This is a genomic window from Paraburkholderia dinghuensis (assembly GCF_003837865.1).
GTDB classification, from domain to species: domain Bacteria; phylum Pseudomonadota; class Gammaproteobacteria; order Burkholderiales; family Burkholderiaceae; genus Paraburkholderia; species Paraburkholderia dinghuensis.
Map to the genome: position 1 here is coordinate 1 of NZ_RQIS01000030.1, position 17,833 is coordinate 17,833.

Genomic DNA, 17,833 nt, shown 5'->3' on the forward strand with positions numbered 1-17,833 from the left:
TGCGGTACCTTGAACATCTCTGCTTTCCTTCCTTTGGGTCGAGTTTATACGCGACCTGCTGGAAGGCGAAATTTCAGGGGAAGCTCAGAAGGTCGGCAAAGTTGTAGAGGTAGTCGGCATCGAATTTACCTTCACCTCGGACGAATGTTTGGAGGAACGAGGGCAACATTGCAAAAGTCGAGACTGCGCATGGTGTAACCATCATGCGCCGGCGAAGGCGAGGTTTTAGGGTTGCTGGGCCAGGTTTCCGTTTCTTCTTGTTTTCGATAATTTTCTTCATTTGGCTTTCCATTTCGAGCAACCACCGGCCTTCCCAGTAGTGAGTCGTCAAAAGGAAAATCTGAAATCGAAGCTTTGTGTCGGCAGACTGGTCACACTGTTCGAGTGACAACGGTTCAATGTCGCCACTAACGCCCACACTCCGTGCAGCTTTGTCGAAGCCACTCAATGCCTCCGCTTGAGCCGAGAGCACACCTTCGCCGCGCTTCACTGCTCGGACGGCGCTGTCTCGTGACCGAGCCTGCACATCGAGACGGTCACCGATAGACTTTTCGATGTCCGGTAATGTTGCCCCTAACGACTCGGACGATTCGTCTTTTAGTATTGTCTTCAGGTATTCACGTGCTTGACGGAGACGTTTCGCCGCAACCGGCGGTAACCAAGAGAAGAATGAGTAGAAGAGCGACTCGTTCGCACGATAACTCTCCCATCCGTCCTTGGCCATCGTCCACTGCTGGACCGCCGCATTGAGACCGTCGGCAAGCAGATTCCTTACCTCCATGACGTTGGATGGGTCTTCGCCGAGTTCGGCGATGGACTCTGCCTTGGCGGTACACAGGGCATGCCAACTCGCTTCGGCGGTTATCAATCGCGCGACATGTTCTTTTAGTTCGGTATGTAGACGTGACAATACAGATTTCACATCTGCCTTGTCCAAATCCGGAAACGCAGTCTTCGCGCGAGTCATGAACTCAGTCGTTGCGCGGTCCACGTATTCCCGACTTTCGATTTCGTCGAAAAAGGAATTAGTCTGATATTTCCCGGATGCTTCCGCTTCACGGCTCTGAGAGGGAAAGTAAGAGCCGAAACTGCGAACATCAGGAAGCCACCGCCCACCAAGCCGGTCGTCGCCGTGAGCGAAATCCTTCCCAAACGCATCTATGACATTGGTAACCGCCTGATTGTTCGTGGAGGCAGCGAAGATTATTGGCGGCTCGGATTCGTCTAGTGCCGCTTGGGCCCAAAGTGACGCCACAACAGAGAGCAGGAGCGTTGTTTTACCTGTTCCGGGAGGGCCGTTTACCGCAACGATTTCGCCGTCATTCGCAGCAAGCAGATGGGCCAGCGCGGCTCTTTGCGCGCTCGCTAATGGGAATTTGTCGCTGGAGTGTCCAAGTCGGGCAGTGAACCGAGCAGCCAGCGGGAGGCAAGGCTCAACAGGTGTCGCATTCACACGCGCGTACGTCTCGAAGAGCGCCGACTGCGGCCGCTTATCCCGTATGTGGTCATACAGGCGAACAATGTGCTGGCTTGCACCGTTGATGGCACCTTCCTTCAGCACGAGCCCGTAGTCAGCGCGTAAGAACCGGCGTGTTTCGGAAATGAAGTCGCTGCAAACCGCCGTAAGCATGCGGTCGAGGCAGTCGCGATATGCTTTCCAACGTTTTTGAAATTCTTCAAGTTGGGTTTCGTTGCCATCGCTTACGTCGGCTGGCAATATCCCAGGAACCTGTTCTTCGGTCAGATATCTGTCGAGGTCATCTACTAATCCGATGAAAAACGAACCGTCCTCGAGAGGCTGCAGGATATCTCGTGGCACGACTGAGGCGGGCTTGGGCAGAAGACAACCGTCTCGTGACAGCAAGGCGCGCGTAACGAGCGGAGTAACGAATTCGGGCAATTGTGTCGCACGTTGCCCATGTTCATTTTTCAGCGCATATATTAATGGCCGGTAGACGACCTCGACGAACTGGACTTTCTCTGGCTCATCCGAGAAAAGCGCGTGGACGGTTTCCTCGAGCAAGATGCCGGATTCTGCTTCGTCGCACGAAACGTGATGATATGAGCCCAGTTCATCCTTCTTGAGGGTGCCACGACCCAATTCAGCATCAGCGAGAGAATTTCGCCAGTACGCGGCGTACGCAATTGATTGTTCTTGCATGTTATTTGCCATCTGTCCGCTTGTTCTGCACGAAATACACGTGCGCCCTATGCTAACTGCTTAGCGCTCGAGTTGAGCGCAATTCAAGCAAGGTTGGACAAGTATTTTGGGATTATTTGCGTTGCGTGAATGGCTCGGTACGAAGAGCGCGGTTGGTGGACATTCGCAGTCGCGATGAGGCACCACGGTCACTCGGGCCTCCTGCGATTGAGAAGGTCCGAACTTCAAATTATTGTCCACGACACCTTGGCTCCGGTACATCGACGTTATCTCAACAGTCGGGTTCGGCATGTAGGCAGCTTTGGGCAAGCGCTTGAATATGCAAATCACATAATTTCTGGATTTCGCTTGCCGCATCCTTGCGTAACACTGGGCAGACGGCAGCAAATGGAAAACGTTTCCTGCCTCTTCCGGATGATTTCCGCACCGTGCGCCCGTCGCTCTTGCCAGCGGCCAGCCCTAAAACCGTTCGGGCACGCCGCGACATATATGCCGTTTGACCGGGCACTTTTTCGAGATATAGTGCGTTGTAGTTCGCGGTAAACGTTCTGCAATTTTCGCCGCGACTCGATAATCAGAAAGCGAGAGACCAGACAAATGAATATTGATTTTCACTACGGGGTTGCCTACCTTGTCGCCCGCACGGCCGGGCTGGACGTTGTTCAGGCAACGACAGTTGCGCATTCGTGCCAGTATGTTGATGACGCAACCACAACCGGTCTTCTCTTCTTTAGCGGCGGCGAAACATACGAGCGGTTTGCAAGTGCTCATACCATGTACGACTACCACAATACCGAGTCACAGTTGAATCGGCTCGTGTGGACGCCATTCCATTTTTTGCCGGCAGGAAGCGGAACTACTCTGGAAGAGAAGGCGATATGCCGACCCGACAGCGATATCGCGAGAGAAGTTGTTCGTCGGGCAATTCGTGGGGCGGGCGCACAAAACGCACTGCACCGACTCGGTGTCACATTGCACACGTACGTGGACACGTGGGCGCATCAAGGATTCTCTGGAATCGAGAGTGATTTCAACAAAGTTCGCAGCCTTGAAGCGGAGGACTGTACGTCGACCGACTGGCGTGCGCGCCTCGCTAATGCTACGGAGCATTTGGCGGAGGAAGTTGAGTCGGATGTGTTAACTCGCTTCTTCCCGCTCGGACATGGCGCAGCGTTGCACTATCCAGACCAGCCGTGGGCGAAGTGGAGTTACGTCAATGGAAAGGGGCAGACGGTGTCTCGGGATAACCTCCCGGATTTCATTGCCGCTGCAGACATGGCATGTCGTGCCGTTCGAGGGTTTTTGGCTAAGGATGAAGCTTTCGAGGGGCTTCAGGGTCTGCCGGAGCCGGTCAAGGAGGCCTTGCGACAGCAGTTATCGGGGAATCGAAGCGACGACCCCGTCGTGCGATTACAAGCACTTTCCGACTCGGCAAGTCTCGGGGTGATTCCCGGGCTCGAGGAAGCTATTCCGACCTATATCGACAAGGGGATTGGCTCATGGAAGTACGTGGCTACCGGAATTGAGTCGAATGACGATGGCGCGGAACGCCCGGCTTACAACCCCGCGTTCGAACAAAGCGACTATCGACATTTTCACGACGCCGTAAAAGAGCATCGATTTGTCGTGACGCAGGAAATTCTTCCGGGGCACGGCCTACGCATTGCGTGACCCACGAAAGATTCGATGGGAACGGTAAGCTACGGCGTCGGACAAGGTGTTCGGCGCCATCGCTCGTGGGGTGACGAAATGGCCCTGTGCGCATGTCTCAGTTTTGCCACCAAAGAAATCAACGTCGGGTGCAATCAAATCCTGCTCACGCATTCGATTCAACAGCGTACTTCGGAAGACAGACCGTGGACAGTAAGCAAGTAACAACTGAGCCGGAACATTCGGCGGTTTCGCCCGCCTCCAATCCTCGAAAGGGCAAATTGATTTGGCTTGTTGTCGTGCTGGCAAGTGCCGTGGCATCGATTGCAATCTGGTTAGTATTTTCCATTCCGGCGCGCGTTGCCCTTCTTTCTGGCTGTGCTGGTGTTTTTGCGACTTGCTTTGCTGTCGCACCTTATGTTCGTTTCATTGACCACGGCTGGTGGGCTCGCTACGACGAGTTTCGAAATCAGCTTTGGGGCGAGGCACTTTCGGAATATCTCTGGCAGTTTTGGCACAGACGGGGTGCGGATGCCAACGCTTTGCATGATTTCAGCAGCGGTAAGCCGGCTGTCGAAGCTGACGATGCCAAGAGGGCGCGGTGGAAGAATGCGAGTGCGCTATTCGACCTGATTTACAAAGAGCAATACGGCTTGATGGCATTTGTGACTCCACTCGGATTTCTGCTTACTGCAGTCCTTGTTGGGGCCCAATACGTGACAATCGTAAGCTTGCGGGATTTGTTGCCCGGTAGCAACGATATATTTTCCCTAGTAAAGCAGATTTCTCCGCATGGTGCGGCACTCAGCGTTAGCGCGATATTTGGTGCCTATCTTTTCGTTGTTGGTGACTGCGTTGACAGCGTGAGGAAAGGAATACTGAATGTAGCCGACGTGTATTGGTATTCGTTGCGCATGATTCTGGCGGTGCCTATCGCGACGGCACTCACATTTGCTCTTCCCGATGCCGTTGCGGTTAACGTTGCATTCGCACTCGGGGTCCTGCCAGTCGCCTTCATCAATAAACAGCTGCGGCGATTTGCGAGTCTTCAGTTGAAGAGCGAAGTCGGCCAGGAGCCTGACCAGATAATCAAGTTGGAGGGGGTCACAGCGCCGATAGTTTCGCTGCTCGATGCCGAGGGCGTTACATCGATAGAACAGCTCTTGGGCATGGACCCAGTGCTCCTGTCTATTCACACTGGCCTGCCGTTTCGCTTTGTCTTGCGACTCGGGGCGCAGGCGGTTGTAAGACGACATTTTGGGGAAGCCGGATTCGCCTTGTCAGGACTGGGATTGGCTGACGCTACATCAGTCTATAGTCTGATTCGCCAGTTGACCGGTCCAGATGCTGATGCGAGCGGAGATGCCGATGCTGCAAGCAAGGTCATCAACGAGGCTTATATTCTGCTGAAGGGTATTTCGAAAAGCGATTGGCCGCAGCAGGAATCGGTTCGGTTCAGGTTCGAGGAGGTTGCACGTTTTGCTTACACGCACTTTTTGATGGCTGCCGGATTTGACCGAGCTCCACACGGGTTGCCTCAAGCGTACTCGACAGCCAATCCCAAAACGTCTCCGGCGTCGAAAATGCCTCCTAGTGGCGGTTCGGAACCCGTTGGCGAAGTTGCCTGAATCGTCGGTGTTCCGGCAGCCTGCACCTTCTGCTGTCGCCCATGAAGTCCAGACGAGATTGCGCGAGTTGGTGCAGGTGCAGCCATCTTTGGGGCAGGCTCTCGGGCGCTGGTTGGGTCCGACGGGCTTGGTTCAAACCACTAGCTTCACGGATGGCTTCCTGCCTCAAGATTCGCTTGAGCCATTTCTCCGCGCAAGGCGCCGCCGTGACCGACTCCGACCCACAGCAAGTTGTGGGTGCCCGCAATTACAAACACCATCGGTTCGCGTTTCATGGCGCAAATCTTCCGCCATGCGCTCGTGTCAATTGACGATGGCGTGGGGGATGGTTCGGGGTGGGTATGCCACTCACCGACGTAGTCCATCGTTTCACGCTGAGCTTTCCACTGCTCAAGGGCAATTTTCTGATGGCACGGTGCCTGCCGCAGAAAGCCATAGCGATGTTGCGTATCACCGGCTTGTGGAGTCGTCATCTTTGTCACGTGAAGATGCCCCCCTCGTCGATAGCCCATGAGAATGCCACCAGACTCAGGCGCTGAAAAGCTTGTTTGCCGAAAACGCGCCAGCGTCGTCAGTACAACCGGCTCAATCAGAATCCGGGCGTCCTCGCAGAACGGATGCCGAAGAATCAGTGGTTCTGGCATGCAAGACACCCCGCCGTAGGGGCGATATCCTGGTTTTTGACTCGCTGCACATTGACCGTTTCCAGATACCGCGTACGGAATCTCGGGCTGACGGCACCTTTCAGCCAATCGCTAACCATATCAGCGGCTAGCGAAGCGGCGGACATCGGGGCAGACACAGCGTATGGGGTAAACGAACTGCACCCTCGGAATCGGGTGCGAGGTGAACTCGCCAAAACGGGGAAGCGCTCTTGACGATAATTCGCGCCAGGTCCGTGTCGAAGGCACTGAAAACACCCGAACTTCGGAGAGTCCGACCAGAGCGCCTGGACACACTCACCATTCCCCTTTACCCATACATACAGGATAGGGCCTAGTCGGCGCGTCATGTGCGAGGCATTTACGAGACTGCTTAGGGCTTCTTCCCCGGTCGCTTCAATAATGAGGTCCGTCGCAAAGAACTGGTCGTTCAGTTTCGGCGTATCGGTTTGTGCCTCGACTTGAAGATACGGAAATTGCCTAATCAGGTCTTCTTGTAACGCAACTGCCTTGTTTTGATACAAGGAGGGAAATCCCAAGGCGTGCCGACCAAGATTGTCTGGCTCGAGCTGCCCGACGTCGACGAGTCGCAGCAGCCCGTCCTTTCCCGTGCCCGCACCCAATCGAACCAAGGCCTGTGCCAGATATCCGCCGATTGCCCCGCAGCCTATGAGCGTAAGCCGTTTCCCGGCCAAGCTGGGAAATTCCAGATTTCGGGAGTGAATGTAGGTCGGCCCTATGTCGTCCAAGCGCAGTCGCAAAATGCGCGTATCTCCACCGGCGTTGTGCAGATAGTTGCGATAGTGTTTCGGGGCGTTGGCATAACCTTGACGACGCTGCGAGTTCAGCGCAAACGCAACACCGATGCGTCCAGCCGGCGTTGTGATGGCAACAACACACCCCGTGCGGGACAGGTAGCTTTTGTCGGAACCCAATCTTTGCTGAATCGCAGCGGCCAATTGCGTATCCCACAACTTTAGCCATGCAAAGAACTGTTTGATAGTCGCAGGCAAGGCATCCGCTGGTGCGCCCGGAATCTTGTCGCTTTTGAATAGCAGGCATGTGAACGCGCCTTTGACTACCTTCTCAGCGTCGATGCCTTTGGCAATCCGTTGTGCCGCGAAAATACTCTGTGCAATCAGCGCTCGCCGGTCATGGTCTTGCTGGGCCAGCAGAAAATACATCGCGGACTCGGCATCAGGCTCGAGTTCGTCAACCAAGACAGGATAAGCCTCGGGCGTCTGTCCGATGGTCCAGTAAGCGACGAATTCATTGGCAATATCCTTGTCTCGTCCCTTTCCGCTGGCGATGTCGTTCAAAACGTTAACGGCCGCGTGCAAGCACTGATGAACGGCTACATTGGGTTGAAACCGGTCGAGCACGACGGTACCCGGTGCCAGGTAACACAGGCCTCCAAACGCATCGACGTGCTCCAATACTTGGGGCATATTCTCGGGTCGTTCGAGCAGCGTGATACGCGGGTAGCGCAGGAAGTTCCAGTCCTCAATCTCGAACCGAATTCGAACTTCTCCCGCGTTCGCTTTGAGCCCTCCCTCAAATGCACGAACGCCTGCACGAGCCTTGACCGGTTGTAGCCCGTACTGTCTCAAGACGGCCAAGGTGCGACCGTACTCGCTAAGCGACATCTGTCTAGCCTGCGTTTGTGGCACCGACTACCGGAGGCGGGACCATCGATGCCGGAACATGCCGAATGTCGCTTGCCGATGAATCGACTTCGACCCAATTCGGCTGATTGGGCAATCGACCACCGAGTTGTGCTTGCAGAACTGCAACGGCCCAAGGCGCTTGCACAAGACTCAACTCGCGGGCCTGCCGTAGCGAATCTGCCAAATTCTGTGCGAAGGTTGATGCCTCTAGCCGTGCCGCAGAATCTAGGCTGCGATTGAAATCGTCTACCCCGTTGTCGATACCCGGCTCCCTGATGTCGGTCAACAGAGCTTTTGCGAGCAAGCGCGCCGCCTGCTCGAGCGCGAGGTCGTCCCGGCCAAACACGGGCTCGAAGTCCTGCGCGACGGCAATCATGATGGAAACCGAGGTCGGCCCTTTCTTTTCCCACCGATAGTCACGCCACGCCTTCAGAAAACGGCAGACTCGTTGCAGCTGAGCCCCGTGCTCTTCTAAACGGTCCTTGAACCATTTGGCTACGTCGTTCGGGTCGGACGCTCTCCACTCTCCAGAACGGGTCGCCAGCACAATGCCCTCCAGCTCATCCCAGGACTGCCCAACCAACTCGCTTGCATTTTCGGAAAAGTCTGCCGAGTCCATGACCACCGCCTTTCGCAGGGCGGCCGCTTCCATGACCAGACGTACCTCTTGCACCTTCTTGAACTCCTCTTCGGAAGCCGCATAAAGTGGCACATCGATATGCGCCCACGCCGCGACGTTGACGCGAATGCAAGTCTCCTTTGACTTGTCCAACGTCCATCCTTCAGCGTCACAAAGTTCCAGCAGAAGCTGTTCGACCAGCATGAAGTATGCTGTGGCCATCTGAACGGGGGGGCCGTTTTCTTCCCAGACCGTGACGGGCAGATAGACGCCGAAATCCCAGTCGACTTCCTGGGGAGGCAGGGTGCAGGGATGTACGCAGGTCCCATAGGCCCAAGACCCTTGGGTACGGAAACGCGGCGTGACCTGCCGGTCCATGCCAAGCAACGTCGTCGTCACCTTCTCGATGGCGGGACGCAGGTGGTCGCGAATTTTGTTCTTGCACGACACGAGCAACTGTCGTTGCTCGGGAGAAACCGCAATATTGTCGGCGAACGTGCCGACCGTCGCGGAGGAATAGAGCAGGCGGTTCAGTTTCAGCATTGCGCAGCCTTTTGAATGTTGGCGCGGGAGCCATAGTGATAGACCGGCGAAGCCGCCCTGTATTCCATGAAATCCTTGAAGGCTGGACTGCCCACGAAATCCTTTGCCGCTTCGGCGGCGGACCCGAGCAGCACCTCTCGGGCAGCCGCGTCGGCCTTATCAAGGGCAACCGCCTGCGCCCGCTCGTCCGTCAGTACGTCGTCGATGCGCACATACTTGCCTTTGGGAAACTGATGCTTGAGCATGTGGTTGACCATCGCTTCCTGCGCAGAGATGCTCAGTCCGAAAATCCGTTTCGGCGCATTGACTGGCCACCAACCACCCCAATCGAACGTCCCCCCCGCACGATTTCGCTTTGGGTTGACGGTAAATTTGGAGGACATTGTGCCGACAGACAATACTCGGACGTCGCCCTCAGCGCGGGATACGCCAAAGAACTGGTAAGCCTCGTGGGCTCCCAGAAGCCCCGGAGTGTTGGCGAAGAGTCCGCCGTCCACGTACTGACAGTTGTTGAACACATAGCGCGGGAAGAAAATCGGCGCCGCGCTGGTGGCCATGGCGACATCGACAATGCGATGGTGATGGTCCGTCTTGAAGTCTGCGTGGTGTGGCGTCTTGAAAACTACCGGGTCACCGCGCGTGTAGTTGATGGACGGCACGATGACCGGATGCAGGCACTCGCCCAGTACGCGCTGCCCGAAAACTTCATCGCTGGACAGGTGCTGAAGCAGCGTTTGGTTGCTGTACTGCGAGCGGAATATGCCCCGGATGGAGAATCGCTTGCGGAAAATTGCTTCCCCATGCTTCTCGAAAAGCTCGACCATCTTCTGCGCCGGAATCTCCAGGGCAACTGCTAGTGCCAGGATACCTCCGATGGACGTCCCGGTGACCAGGTCAAACCGGGTACCAATACGGGCACCAATTTGCTGTTCGATTTCCGCCAGGATTCGGGCAGTGAACAACCCCCTGTAGCCTCCGCCGGACAGGGCAAGGATTTGAAACCGCGAATTCGATGCAACCATCCAGTACCCCGACCAAATGATGCAAGCAAGACCGGTCGCGGTAGTCCTCTGTTGCGCGATTCAACGGCTTACAAGCGGATTGGCACTCTCATGCGGCGAGTGCTAGACCACTATATACGCCATCTATAAATGGGTCAAGATACCAGATATAGTATCAGTCTGGCCTTCGCTCGATGAGCAAATAGCTGTGTCGACAGTGAGTCGAGGCCCAGTGCACTGAAAGCTGCGACTCGGTGCTGCCAACAGGGGATAGGTGTAGGACTGCGTTTTTGACCAATACCTGCTAGGAAGTGATGAAGTGTTAACGGGCGTGGTGCGTTGGGGGAATCGGACATCGGAGTACAGGTGTAGGTAGACGCATAAACTGAGAATCTAGGAACCGTAAGTTGAGAAATTTATGGGTCTTTTTTTAATAGTTCGCGACCTAGAGGCTCGATGCCCATGCCCGTGAGTCGCTCAATCAGCTCCTCGAAGACCTCCTCCTTGCGTAGACACCACGTCGACGCGAAGCATCGCCAGAAGGTCCAGCCTGTGCGCTCAAGAATCCGCTGACAGGACATGTTACTGGCCCACCAGTCGGGACCATGGAAGGCGTCGCCATCGCACTCGACGGCAAGTCGAGCGTCGTTGGCCCCTTCCACGACCAGGTCCAGACGATAGCGCCGCTCTTCACCTGCGGGATGACGCGATAACCCTCGCTGGACCAGCATGCCGAAGAACTCGCGCTCGAAACCCGACTCGCAGAGTTTGATGAGTCCTGCCTGGTCTACTTCATTCTCAACTGCAGGCCTGCTGAAGTGCTCCAGCAGCGTCATCTGGATGTCCCTCTCGGAGAGAGCTGCTCGGCCGTTACCGGCCTGACCAGATACATGCGGTCACGCGCACGACTCGCCGCGACGTTGAAACGCTGGTCATGGGCGTTCCCTGAACGCGCGTGGTAGCGCTCGCGGTCGGCCACTATCGACAGGAACAGGATGTCGCGCTCACGGTTGGGTGGGCGTTTCTCAACAGGGAGCCTCCGGGCTCTTCTCGCGCCTGACTCGACGATAAAGAGTCATATATGACATCGTAAGGTAAATATTGACCCATATTTGACCGTTTTCAACAGCGCACAGACGCCCATCTGAGAAATGACGTATAGTAGTCAAGTATGACGTATTAACGCGTTAAGGACTCAGATATGACCGATAAACCAAAAACAGCGGCGACACCCAAACCTTCCGGCCGCTTCACCGAAAATCCGATGCCCTTGCCGGTCGAGCGTGCGCTGGTTGCTGCCGGAGATGACCTTGCGCTGGCCCGCCGGCGTCGGGGGCTTTCTACGTCATCCATGGCGGAGCGGGCGGGCATCTCAAAAAAGACGCTCTACCGGCTGGAACAAGGCGACCCCGGAGTGTCGTGGGGCGCTGTGATTCGGGTCCTGAACATCCTGAATCTCCTCCCCGAGCTCAATAAGGCCCTGAACACCACCAATGATGCGCTCGGCCTGGCGCTCATGAACAAGGCGGTGGCCAAACGCATCCGGGTACGCAAAACCAACCCGGACAGTGGAGCCCTGTAATGGCGACGGCAAAAAAAGCAAAAACCAGCACAACGCGGACGCTGCTCGTCTATCTGGGCGACACGGGACTGGAAGTGGGCGAACTGCAATTTTCCAGACAGGGGCAAAAAGAGGTCTCGGCATTCCGGTACTCCACCGCCTGGCTCAGTAATCCAGATTGCTTCGCACTGTCTCCGGACCTCCCCCTGAGCACCGACTTTCAATACCGCACGGGAAGCAAGGAGACTTCTACCTTTGCGGGTGCCATTGCCGATACTGAGCCTGATGGCTGGGGACGCCGTGTCATTAACCGCGCCCATGCCAAACGGCGCAAGGCCGAAAAAGACGCCGGCCGAGACGCCGGTTCCGCACAGCTGTCAGACTTGGACTATTTGCTGGGGGTGCTGGATTCCAGCCGCATTGGCGCACTGCGCTTCAGGGACAATGCCGACAGTCCCTTCCTCGATGTGCCCCATGACGACAACTTGCCTGAAGGAACTCACGAGGTCCCGCTGCAGACCTTGATTCAGGCGTCGAAAGCGGTCGAATCCGGCAAGGAAACGGCAATGGACCTCGCGTATCTGAAAGGGCGCGGCACCTCGCTCGGCGGTATGCGACCCAAAGCAACGGTCCTGAAGCCCGACGGCACCCTGACCATCGCCAAGTTTCCGAGCGTGAGTGATACGCGTGACGTGGCGCGCGGTGAGGTGCTGGCGCTGTTGCTCGCGAAAGAGGCGGGCCTGAATGCATCCGAGGCCGAAGTCGTCATGTCTGGCAACCAGGCCGTCGCGCTTATCGTGCGTTTTGACCGACCCCGGGCTGGCGGTCGCATCCCTTACCTGTCTGCGGCCTCGCTGCTGCAGCTGGATTCCAGGGAAGATGGTGCCTACACGCAGATTGCGGAGGCCATTGACCGGTTCTCCCCGAGACCCCTCGAAGACAAGCAGGAGCTTTGGGCGCGCATCTGCTTCAGCATGCTCATCACCAACGTGGATGACCACATGCACAACCACGGCTTCCTGCACAGCGGCGGGGGTCAGTGGCGGCTCGCCCCGCTGTTTGACGTGAACCCGTTCCCCGACAAGGAACCCATCCTGAAAACCGCCGTGACCGAAGCGACCGGTGAAACCGGAGATATCCAGGAGGCGCTGGATGCGGCGGCATACTTTGGCGTGTCTGATGACGACGCTCATGCAATCCTGACCCGGATGATGGTTGCCCTGAGCGACTGGAAACGACTCGCCCGGTCCCCGGCCGTGGGGATGGGTGATGATGAAATCGACAAGGTCGCGCCTGCTTTTGAGAACGACAACTGGGATACGGTAGCGTCCTTTCTGGAACAATGAACCGGCCAATCAGACCACCTGCACATCCCAATTTATTGGGATTGCACAAAGTGGGTGATATGCGAGAAATCAGCCCGAGTCCTTTTCTCATGAATTGCCGCTACTGCGCGTCGTCCAAAACAAGAAAGAACGGACACGCTTCGAAAAGTATCCAACCTCATTGGCGCAGTCCCTGGACGCACGAGCGCGGCTTCTATGGCAACGCCTCAGCCTGGTTCGAGGTTCGTCATCCGGGAGTAGCAGTAGCGCGCGAACACGGCTACCACCGCGTTTTCGCCAGAGCGATTCGGGTCGTGGTGTTCTCGTCAGGACCAACGAATCTACGTTTCGAACCTCGCGGGGAACGTTCGTGAGAGCGCAGTGACGAGTTTGGGTGTGTTCACACTGTACGTGAGGCGAGCCAGGACTGTCAGAAGGCCTTGAAATCAACGGATTATTGGCGGGTTGCCGGCCTGGTGTGGCCAATCTCACTGCGACCGGCAGTCCTGACAATAACGCTCATTTACCCGGTCGCGGCGGTGCGGCGCACACGCGCATCACGCCCAAGCGGTCCATACAGCTTCACCCATTCGGACCAGCGGGCAGGCCAGATAACGCCCTTGAACTGCAACTGGTCCAGAAAGAACTTCATGTCCTCAAGGTCGTAGCCTTGTCCATAGTGCGCCGCCGACCCTTCTTCGTCCTCCGTCGTGGCGCGACCCGCAATCGCAAAATACATTCCGGGCGGCCATGCGCCCCCCGTGCTGGCCGCATGTGCCTGGGCGCGCCTGCGCTCGTCCTCCCACGTATGACGCAGACCGTACTGCACCACATCGGCAAGTTGCAGCCGCTTGTGAAGAAAGTCATTGAACCGTTTGCCGAACGCATCGGAATTGTTCTTGCCGCGAGGCAATTCGGGAAACAGCCAGCCCTTCTCCGATTGCGCCTGGCGTGCCGACACAAACTCCACCCAGTCCAGGTCAAGAAGCGTCTGATGCACGGGCAACCAGCGCTGCGAAGCGGCTGACTTGACGCTCTTTAGCCGTTTGAGCGGGCGATGCCCGTCATCGCGGTCGACGGGCTCTAGCACCTCTTCGACACGCAATGCCTGCACACCATCGATGACCGCCACGTCAGTCACTTCGAGCTGGCAGGCTTCTTCCGGCCGCAGATTCTGGAATAGCTGCAGGAGCGGCACCCAGTACCGGGCGTGACCAACGGCGGCGGCGCTGTGACCAACATCGTGCGCCGCAGCGGCATACCAGGCAGAGGCAAACAGGACATTCAGTTGCGCAGTGGAGAAGGGTAGACGCCTGTTCTGCTGCTGGTCGCGCTCGGCCTTGGAGAGCTTCGGCTTGCTGATACCCTCCGTCGGGTTTTGGTCGATGAGTTCGACCGACCGCGCGTAACCGAACACCGAACGCAGTGCGGGCAGATAGCCGCCGTTCGCCGTTTTCTCAGTGAGCTCGCCGCTGTACACCTTCTCCTCAAGGAAACGCGTCACGTGTGTCCGGGTAACGATGCGACTCGGGATGTCGTGCAGATATTCGATAAAGACCCGGAAACGGGATGCGTACAGCTCGGCGGTCTCAGGCCTCAGATGACGACTCCGGTTGGCGCGCCACTGCAGCAGCAGATAACTCAGCCTGTGCGAACCCGCTGCGGGGGCGACGGCGGCAAACCCGTCCGCTTCGCTGCTTTCGCCCTCTCTCACGGCCTTGACGGCCTTGTACGCGCGTAGGTCGGCGATGGCGAGGCTTCGGACGAAGGCCACCAACGCCGGGTCGTCCGTCCTTACGTGATAGCCGAGCACCGCCGCGAACTCGACGGCTTCATCGGCCACGTCATCGAACTCTGTGCTGTTCCGTCCGCGTTCGATGACGCTACGCAAACGGGGCGCCCATTCGATGAAGTGGTCGGAAAACGTGGCATTCTTGACGACGCCCGGGGGCAGGTCGCCGCGCGCCGCATCTTCATGCTTCTCCGAAGCAAATCCGTCTGCCGACGATGCGTTGCCCGTTTCGCCCTTGATTTCGTGCTCGAGACCATCGAACGACACACCGTTCAGGTCGTCCTCCGCGCTCCACATCGTGGCCTCGCGGCGCGCGCGACACAGCTCCTCAATCAGCTCGTGACTGAGGACGACCGTCCGCAGGGCGGGCTCCAGCGGCTCATCTTCGGACTGGCGTTCTGGCTGCGCGCCCGTCGGCGGACCGGAGGCAAGTAGCGGCGCACACCACTCGGCGACCTTGAGCAGCGCCGCCTGCCGGGCGAGCGTCTTGTCGGTCTGGCCCGTCGATACGCGCTTGAGCGTACCCAGTTGCGCCTGCAATGATTCCGGCACGACGAATTTCAGCCACCAGTAGGGTGACTTTCCGTCCGTGCGCCGGTAGAGGGAGAGCATCGAGTCAGCGACCACCTTGGCACACCATTTTGGCACACCAGCACGCTGTAACTCTTTGATTGACAGGGATATCCGTTCCATCAACGGATTATCTCAAATTGGCGGAGAGAGGGGGATTCGAACCCCCGATAGGTTATTAACCTATACACGCTTTCCAGGCGTGCGACTTAAACCACTCATCCATCTCTCCTGAGGGACGCGAATTATAGCAGAAACCTGGCGGTAGGGGGAGGTGGCATTGGCAAAGCCGGGCGAGTTGCTCTTATGCGGCTTCGGCCAGCCACCAGGCGATGGATACTGAGCCGGCTTTTCCGGGCCGCGCTTCACTCTACGAGGCGGACGTCGTTGGCTGGCCGCTTGCGGTTGCGGGTTCAACCGGTTGACTCGCGGTGTGCCCGCTGTCCTGGGGTCCATTCACGGCGCGTTTTCTGGTTGAGCAGTTGCCTCTAACCGTCGTGTGCACGGAGCGCTTTGCGCCATGATTTGATCTGGACTCCAGATAGAACGACAACGAAAGCACGCGAGCCGCGGATGGTCCATGCAATATAAGCAGCGCAGCATGCGCCGCCTTTCACGCAGGACGATCCGTTCTACGCCACGCCATGGTCGCAATCCGCGATCTCGACAAGCACATCAACAGCGTACGCGCGAGCCATTTACGCAGCCAGGCTAGCCCGCAATCAGCACGCCACAGCGACAAAAACGCACCAGCTCCAATCACCTCCACGGCATCCGCCTGGCGTCGCCCATTAAAGCGCAGCCCGAATGCGCTGGGCAATCGCCTCGAGCTTGGCCATGTCGGCCATCTCGCGCGCGTGCGGACGCAATTGCTCACCCTCCTGCCGCGGAATCACGTGGAAATGGACGTGCGGCACGGTCTGTCCGGCCGCCGCACCGTTGAATTGCGCGATCAGCAAGCCCTCGGGTGCGATCGCCGCGCGCACAGCGGCGGCGACCTGCTGCACCATTGCGATCGCCGCCGCGGCGGCCTCGACCGGGAGGTCGTAAATCTGCTCGGCTGGCGCCTTCGGCAGAACCAGCACGTGGCCGTCGGCCTGGGGCATCACGTCCATGATCGCGAGCGTCGACTCGTTCTCGCATACCTTGATGCAGGGCGCTTCGCCGCGCAGGATTCGCGCAAAGATGTTGTTTGAATCGTAAGCCATGATTTTCTCGGGTGACGCGCGCAAGCGCGCGGGGTACGGGGAGAACAACCGCCGATTATGGCTCACGCACCTTCCTCCGGAGTGCATTCCTGCAGGATTTTTCGACCGGGTGCATCATAAGGTTTCAAAGCGGGTTTCAAAGCGGGTTTCAAAGCGGGTTTCAAAGCGGGTTTCATGGCGGGTTCATAGCGGATTTCGCCGCGGGCTTTATAGCGCACGCGACGACGAACGTCTTGACACGGAGCATCCATGGCTACGACCGATACCGAGACAGCCCATTCCGTCCGCGAGGCCACCGGTTCCTCGGCCTGGCGGCTGGTCGCCAGCTTGCTGGCGCAGGCCGACGTGAAGCTCGACGGAACGCGTGCGTGGGACATGCGCGTCCACGACGCGCGCGTGCCCGAGCGTTTGCTCGCGCTAGGCAATCTCGGTCTCGGCGAGGCCTATATGGACGGCCAGTGGGATTGCGACCGTCTCGACGAATTCTTCGCTCGCGTGCTGCGCGCGCGTCTCGACGAACAGATCGACCCGGCGCGGCTCGTCTTTCATGCGCTCAAGGCGCGCCTCATGAACCGCCAGACCGCGCGCCGTGCATGGAGGGTGGGGCAGCAGCACTACGATCTCGGCAACGCGTTCTATGAGGCGATGCTCGACCGCCGCATGACCTATACGTGCGGCTACTGGTCCGGCGGTGCGACGACGCTGGATGAGGCGCAGGAAGCGAAGCTCGACCTGATCTGCCGGAAACTCGGTCTCGAACCGGGCATGCGTCTGCTCGACATCGGGTGCGGCTGGGGTAGCCTCATGCGGTTCGCGGCGGAGCGCTATGGCGTGTCGTGTGTGGGTGTGACGGTTTCGAAGGAGCAGGCGGCCCTCGGCGCCGAGCGCTGCAAGGGGCTGCCTGTCGAGTTCCGTCTGCAGGACTACCGGGCGCTCGATGAGCGCTTCGACCGCGTCGCGAGCGTGGGCATGTTTGAACACGTCGGCTCAAAGAATCACCGCACGTATATGGAAGTGGCGCATCGCTGTCTCGCGGATGGTGGTCTCTTTCTGCTGCACACGATCGGCAAGAATCGTCGTGATACGACACCCGATCCGTGGATCGACAAATACATCTTTCCGAACGGCGAGTTGCCTGCCATCAGTCAGATTGCCGACGCTTCGGGCGGCTTGTTCGTCGCCGAGGACCTGCACAATTTCGGCGCCGATTACGACCGCACACTGATGGCCTGGCACGCGAACTTCGAGGCGGCGTGGCCGCATTTCGAGGCGCAACTGGGACAGCGTTTTTATCGCATGTGGCGGTACTACCTGCTTTCGTGCGCCGGCGCGTTCCGCGTGCGCGATATCCAGCTCTGGCAGTGGGTGTTCTCGAAGAAGGGGCTGCTTGGCGGCTACCGGCGGCCTGACCTTCGTTGACTGCCAGGCGCGGCGGCTGCCGGGGCG

The 17,833-nt window shown here is 57.9% G+C and carries 13 protein-coding genes and 1 tRNA gene; 5 read left to right on the forward strand and 9 right to left on the reverse strand.

Annotation, left to right across the window (positions count from 1 at the left end; genetic code table 11):
- Positions 1-73: 73 nt before the first annotated feature.
- Complete coding sequence (locus D1Y85_RS25565) at positions 74-2,173, reverse strand: AAA domain-containing protein (RefSeq protein ID WP_246025053.1); 2,100 nt, start codon at positions 2,171-2,173, stop codon at positions 74-76.
- A gap of 585 nt (positions 2,174-2,758) precedes the next feature.
- On the opposite strand from D1Y85_RS25565, the gene D1Y85_RS25570 reads away from it, so the two are divergent.
- Positions 2,759-3,832: a DUF6765 family protein gene (locus D1Y85_RS25570; protein WP_124153869.1), complete on the forward strand. Its 1,074-nt coding sequence runs from the start codon at positions 2,759-2,761 to the stop codon at positions 3,830-3,832.
- Between the two features lie 92 nt (positions 3,833-3,924).
- The gene (locus tag D1Y85_RS25575; RefSeq protein ID WP_185219129.1) at positions 3,925-5,439 is read left to right on the forward strand and encodes a hypothetical protein; all 1,515 of its coding nucleotides are present in this window, start codon (positions 3,925-3,927) and stop codon (positions 5,437-5,439) included.
- Between the two features lie 146 nt (positions 5,440-5,585).
- On the opposite strand, the gene D1Y85_RS25580 is transcribed toward D1Y85_RS25575, so the two are convergent.
- The 5 genes from D1Y85_RS25580 to D1Y85_RS27270 form a co-directional block, all read right to left on the reverse strand.
- Positions 5,586-6,083 (reverse strand): Mov34/MPN/PAD-1 family protein, encoded by a 498-nt coding sequence (locus D1Y85_RS25580; RefSeq protein WP_124153871.1) that lies wholly within the window; start codon positions 6,081-6,083, stop codon positions 5,586-5,588.
- Entirely contained in the window at positions 6,068-7,747 is a 1,680-nt protein-coding gene (locus tag D1Y85_RS25585) for a ThiF family adenylyltransferase (protein ID WP_124153872.1), read from the reverse strand. Before D1Y85_RS25585 ends, D1Y85_RS25580 begins: the two co-directional genes overlap by 16 nt.
- 4 nt (positions 7,748-7,751) lie before the next feature.
- Positions 7,752-8,930: a CBASS cGAMP synthase gene (locus D1Y85_RS25590; RefSeq protein ID WP_124153873.1), complete on the reverse strand. Its 1,179-nt coding sequence runs from the start codon at positions 8,928-8,930 to the stop codon at positions 7,752-7,754.
- The gene (locus D1Y85_RS25595) at positions 8,924-9,952 is read right to left on the reverse strand and encodes a CBASS cGAMP-activated phospholipase (protein WP_124153874.1); all 1,029 of its coding nucleotides are present in this window, start codon (positions 9,950-9,952) and stop codon (positions 8,924-8,926) included. The genes D1Y85_RS25590 and D1Y85_RS25595 overlap by 7 nt, the downstream gene beginning before the upstream one ends.
- A gap of 395 nt (positions 9,953-10,347) precedes the next feature.
- Positions 10,348-10,767 (reverse strand): hypothetical protein, encoded by a 420-nt coding sequence (locus tag D1Y85_RS27270; RefSeq protein WP_221410340.1) that lies wholly within the window; start codon positions 10,765-10,767, stop codon positions 10,348-10,350.
- A 365-nt stretch (positions 10,768-11,132) separates the two neighbouring features.
- Between D1Y85_RS27270 and D1Y85_RS25610 the strand changes: the two genes are divergently transcribed.
- Together D1Y85_RS25610 and D1Y85_RS25615 are read left to right on the forward strand one after the other, a co-directional pair.
- A complete protein-coding gene (locus D1Y85_RS25610; protein WP_246025054.1) occupies positions 11,133-11,513 on the forward strand; it encodes a helix-turn-helix domain-containing protein in 381 nt (126 codons plus the stop codon).
- Positions 11,513-12,838, forward strand: coding sequence for a type II toxin-antitoxin system HipA family toxin (locus D1Y85_RS25615; RefSeq protein ID WP_124153875.1), 1,326 nt, complete (start codon positions 11,513-11,515; stop codon positions 12,836-12,838). The genes D1Y85_RS25610 and D1Y85_RS25615 overlap by 1 nt, the downstream gene beginning before the upstream one ends.
- Before the next feature lie 502 nt (positions 12,839-13,340).
- Here the strand turns inward: D1Y85_RS25615 and D1Y85_RS25620 are convergent.
- The 3 genes from D1Y85_RS25620 to D1Y85_RS25630 all read right to left on the reverse strand — a co-directional run bounded on the left by D1Y85_RS25620 (position 13,341) and on the right by D1Y85_RS25630 (position 16,387).
- Positions 13,341-15,236 carry a site-specific integrase gene (locus tag D1Y85_RS25620; RefSeq protein ID WP_124153876.1) on the reverse strand — a complete coding sequence of 632 codons (1,896 nt, stop codon included), beginning with the start codon at positions 15,234-15,236 and terminating at the stop codon, positions 13,341-13,343.
- Between the two features lie 84 nt (positions 15,237-15,320).
- A tRNA-Ser gene (locus tag D1Y85_RS25625) sits at positions 15,321-15,411 on the reverse strand.
- 559 nt (positions 15,412-15,970) lie between these two features.
- Complete coding sequence (locus tag D1Y85_RS25630; RefSeq protein WP_124153877.1) at positions 15,971-16,387, reverse strand: HIT family protein; 417 nt, start codon at positions 16,385-16,387, stop codon at positions 15,971-15,973.
- A gap of 249 nt (positions 16,388-16,636) precedes the next feature.
- Here D1Y85_RS25630 and cfa point away from each other — a divergent pair, with 249 nt between their 5' ends.
- Positions 16,637-17,806, forward strand: coding sequence for a cyclopropane fatty acyl phospholipid synthase (gene cfa / locus D1Y85_RS25640; RefSeq protein WP_124153879.1), 1,170 nt, complete (start codon positions 16,637-16,639; stop codon positions 17,804-17,806).
- Positions 17,807-17,833 lie beyond the last annotated feature (27 nt).

Coding starts and splice junctions, on each gene's coding strand:
- D1Y85_RS25565 (WP_246025053.1), bottom strand. CDS start 2,173: ATGGCAAATAACATGCAAGAACAATCAATTGCGTACGCCGCGTACTGG.
- D1Y85_RS25570 (WP_124153869.1), top strand. CDS start 2,759: ATGAATATTGATTTTCACTACGGGGTTGCCTACCTTGTCGCCCGCACG.
- D1Y85_RS25575 (WP_185219129.1), top strand. CDS start 3,925: ATGTCTCAGTTTTGCCACCAAAGAAATCAACGTCGGGTGCAATCAAAT.
- D1Y85_RS25580 (WP_124153871.1), bottom strand. CDS start 6,083: ATGCCAGAACCACTGATTCTTCGGCATCCGTTCTGCGAGGACGCCCGG.
- D1Y85_RS25585 (WP_124153872.1), bottom strand. CDS start 7,747: ATGTCGCTTAGCGAGTACGGTCGCACCTTGGCCGTCTTGAGACAGTAC.
- D1Y85_RS25590 (WP_124153873.1), bottom strand. CDS start 8,930: ATGCTGAAACTGAACCGCCTGCTCTATTCCTCCGCGACGGTCGGCACG.
- D1Y85_RS25595 (WP_124153874.1), bottom strand. CDS start 9,952: ATGGTTGCATCGAATTCGCGGTTTCAAATCCTTGCCCTGTCCGGCGGA.
- D1Y85_RS27270 (WP_221410340.1), bottom strand. CDS start 10,767: ATGACGCTGCTGGAGCACTTCAGCAGGCCTGCAGTTGAGAATGAAGTA.
- D1Y85_RS25610 (WP_246025054.1), top strand. CDS start 11,133: ATGACCGATAAACCAAAAACAGCGGCGACACCCAAACCTTCCGGCCGC.
- D1Y85_RS25615 (WP_124153875.1), top strand. CDS start 11,513: ATGGCGACGGCAAAAAAAGCAAAAACCAGCACAACGCGGACGCTGCTC.
- D1Y85_RS25630 (WP_124153877.1), bottom strand. CDS start 16,387: ATGGCTTACGATTCAAACAACATCTTTGCGCGAATCCTGCGCGGCGAA.
- cfa (WP_124153879.1), top strand. CDS start 16,637: ATGGCTACGACCGATACCGAGACAGCCCATTCCGTCCGCGAGGCCACC.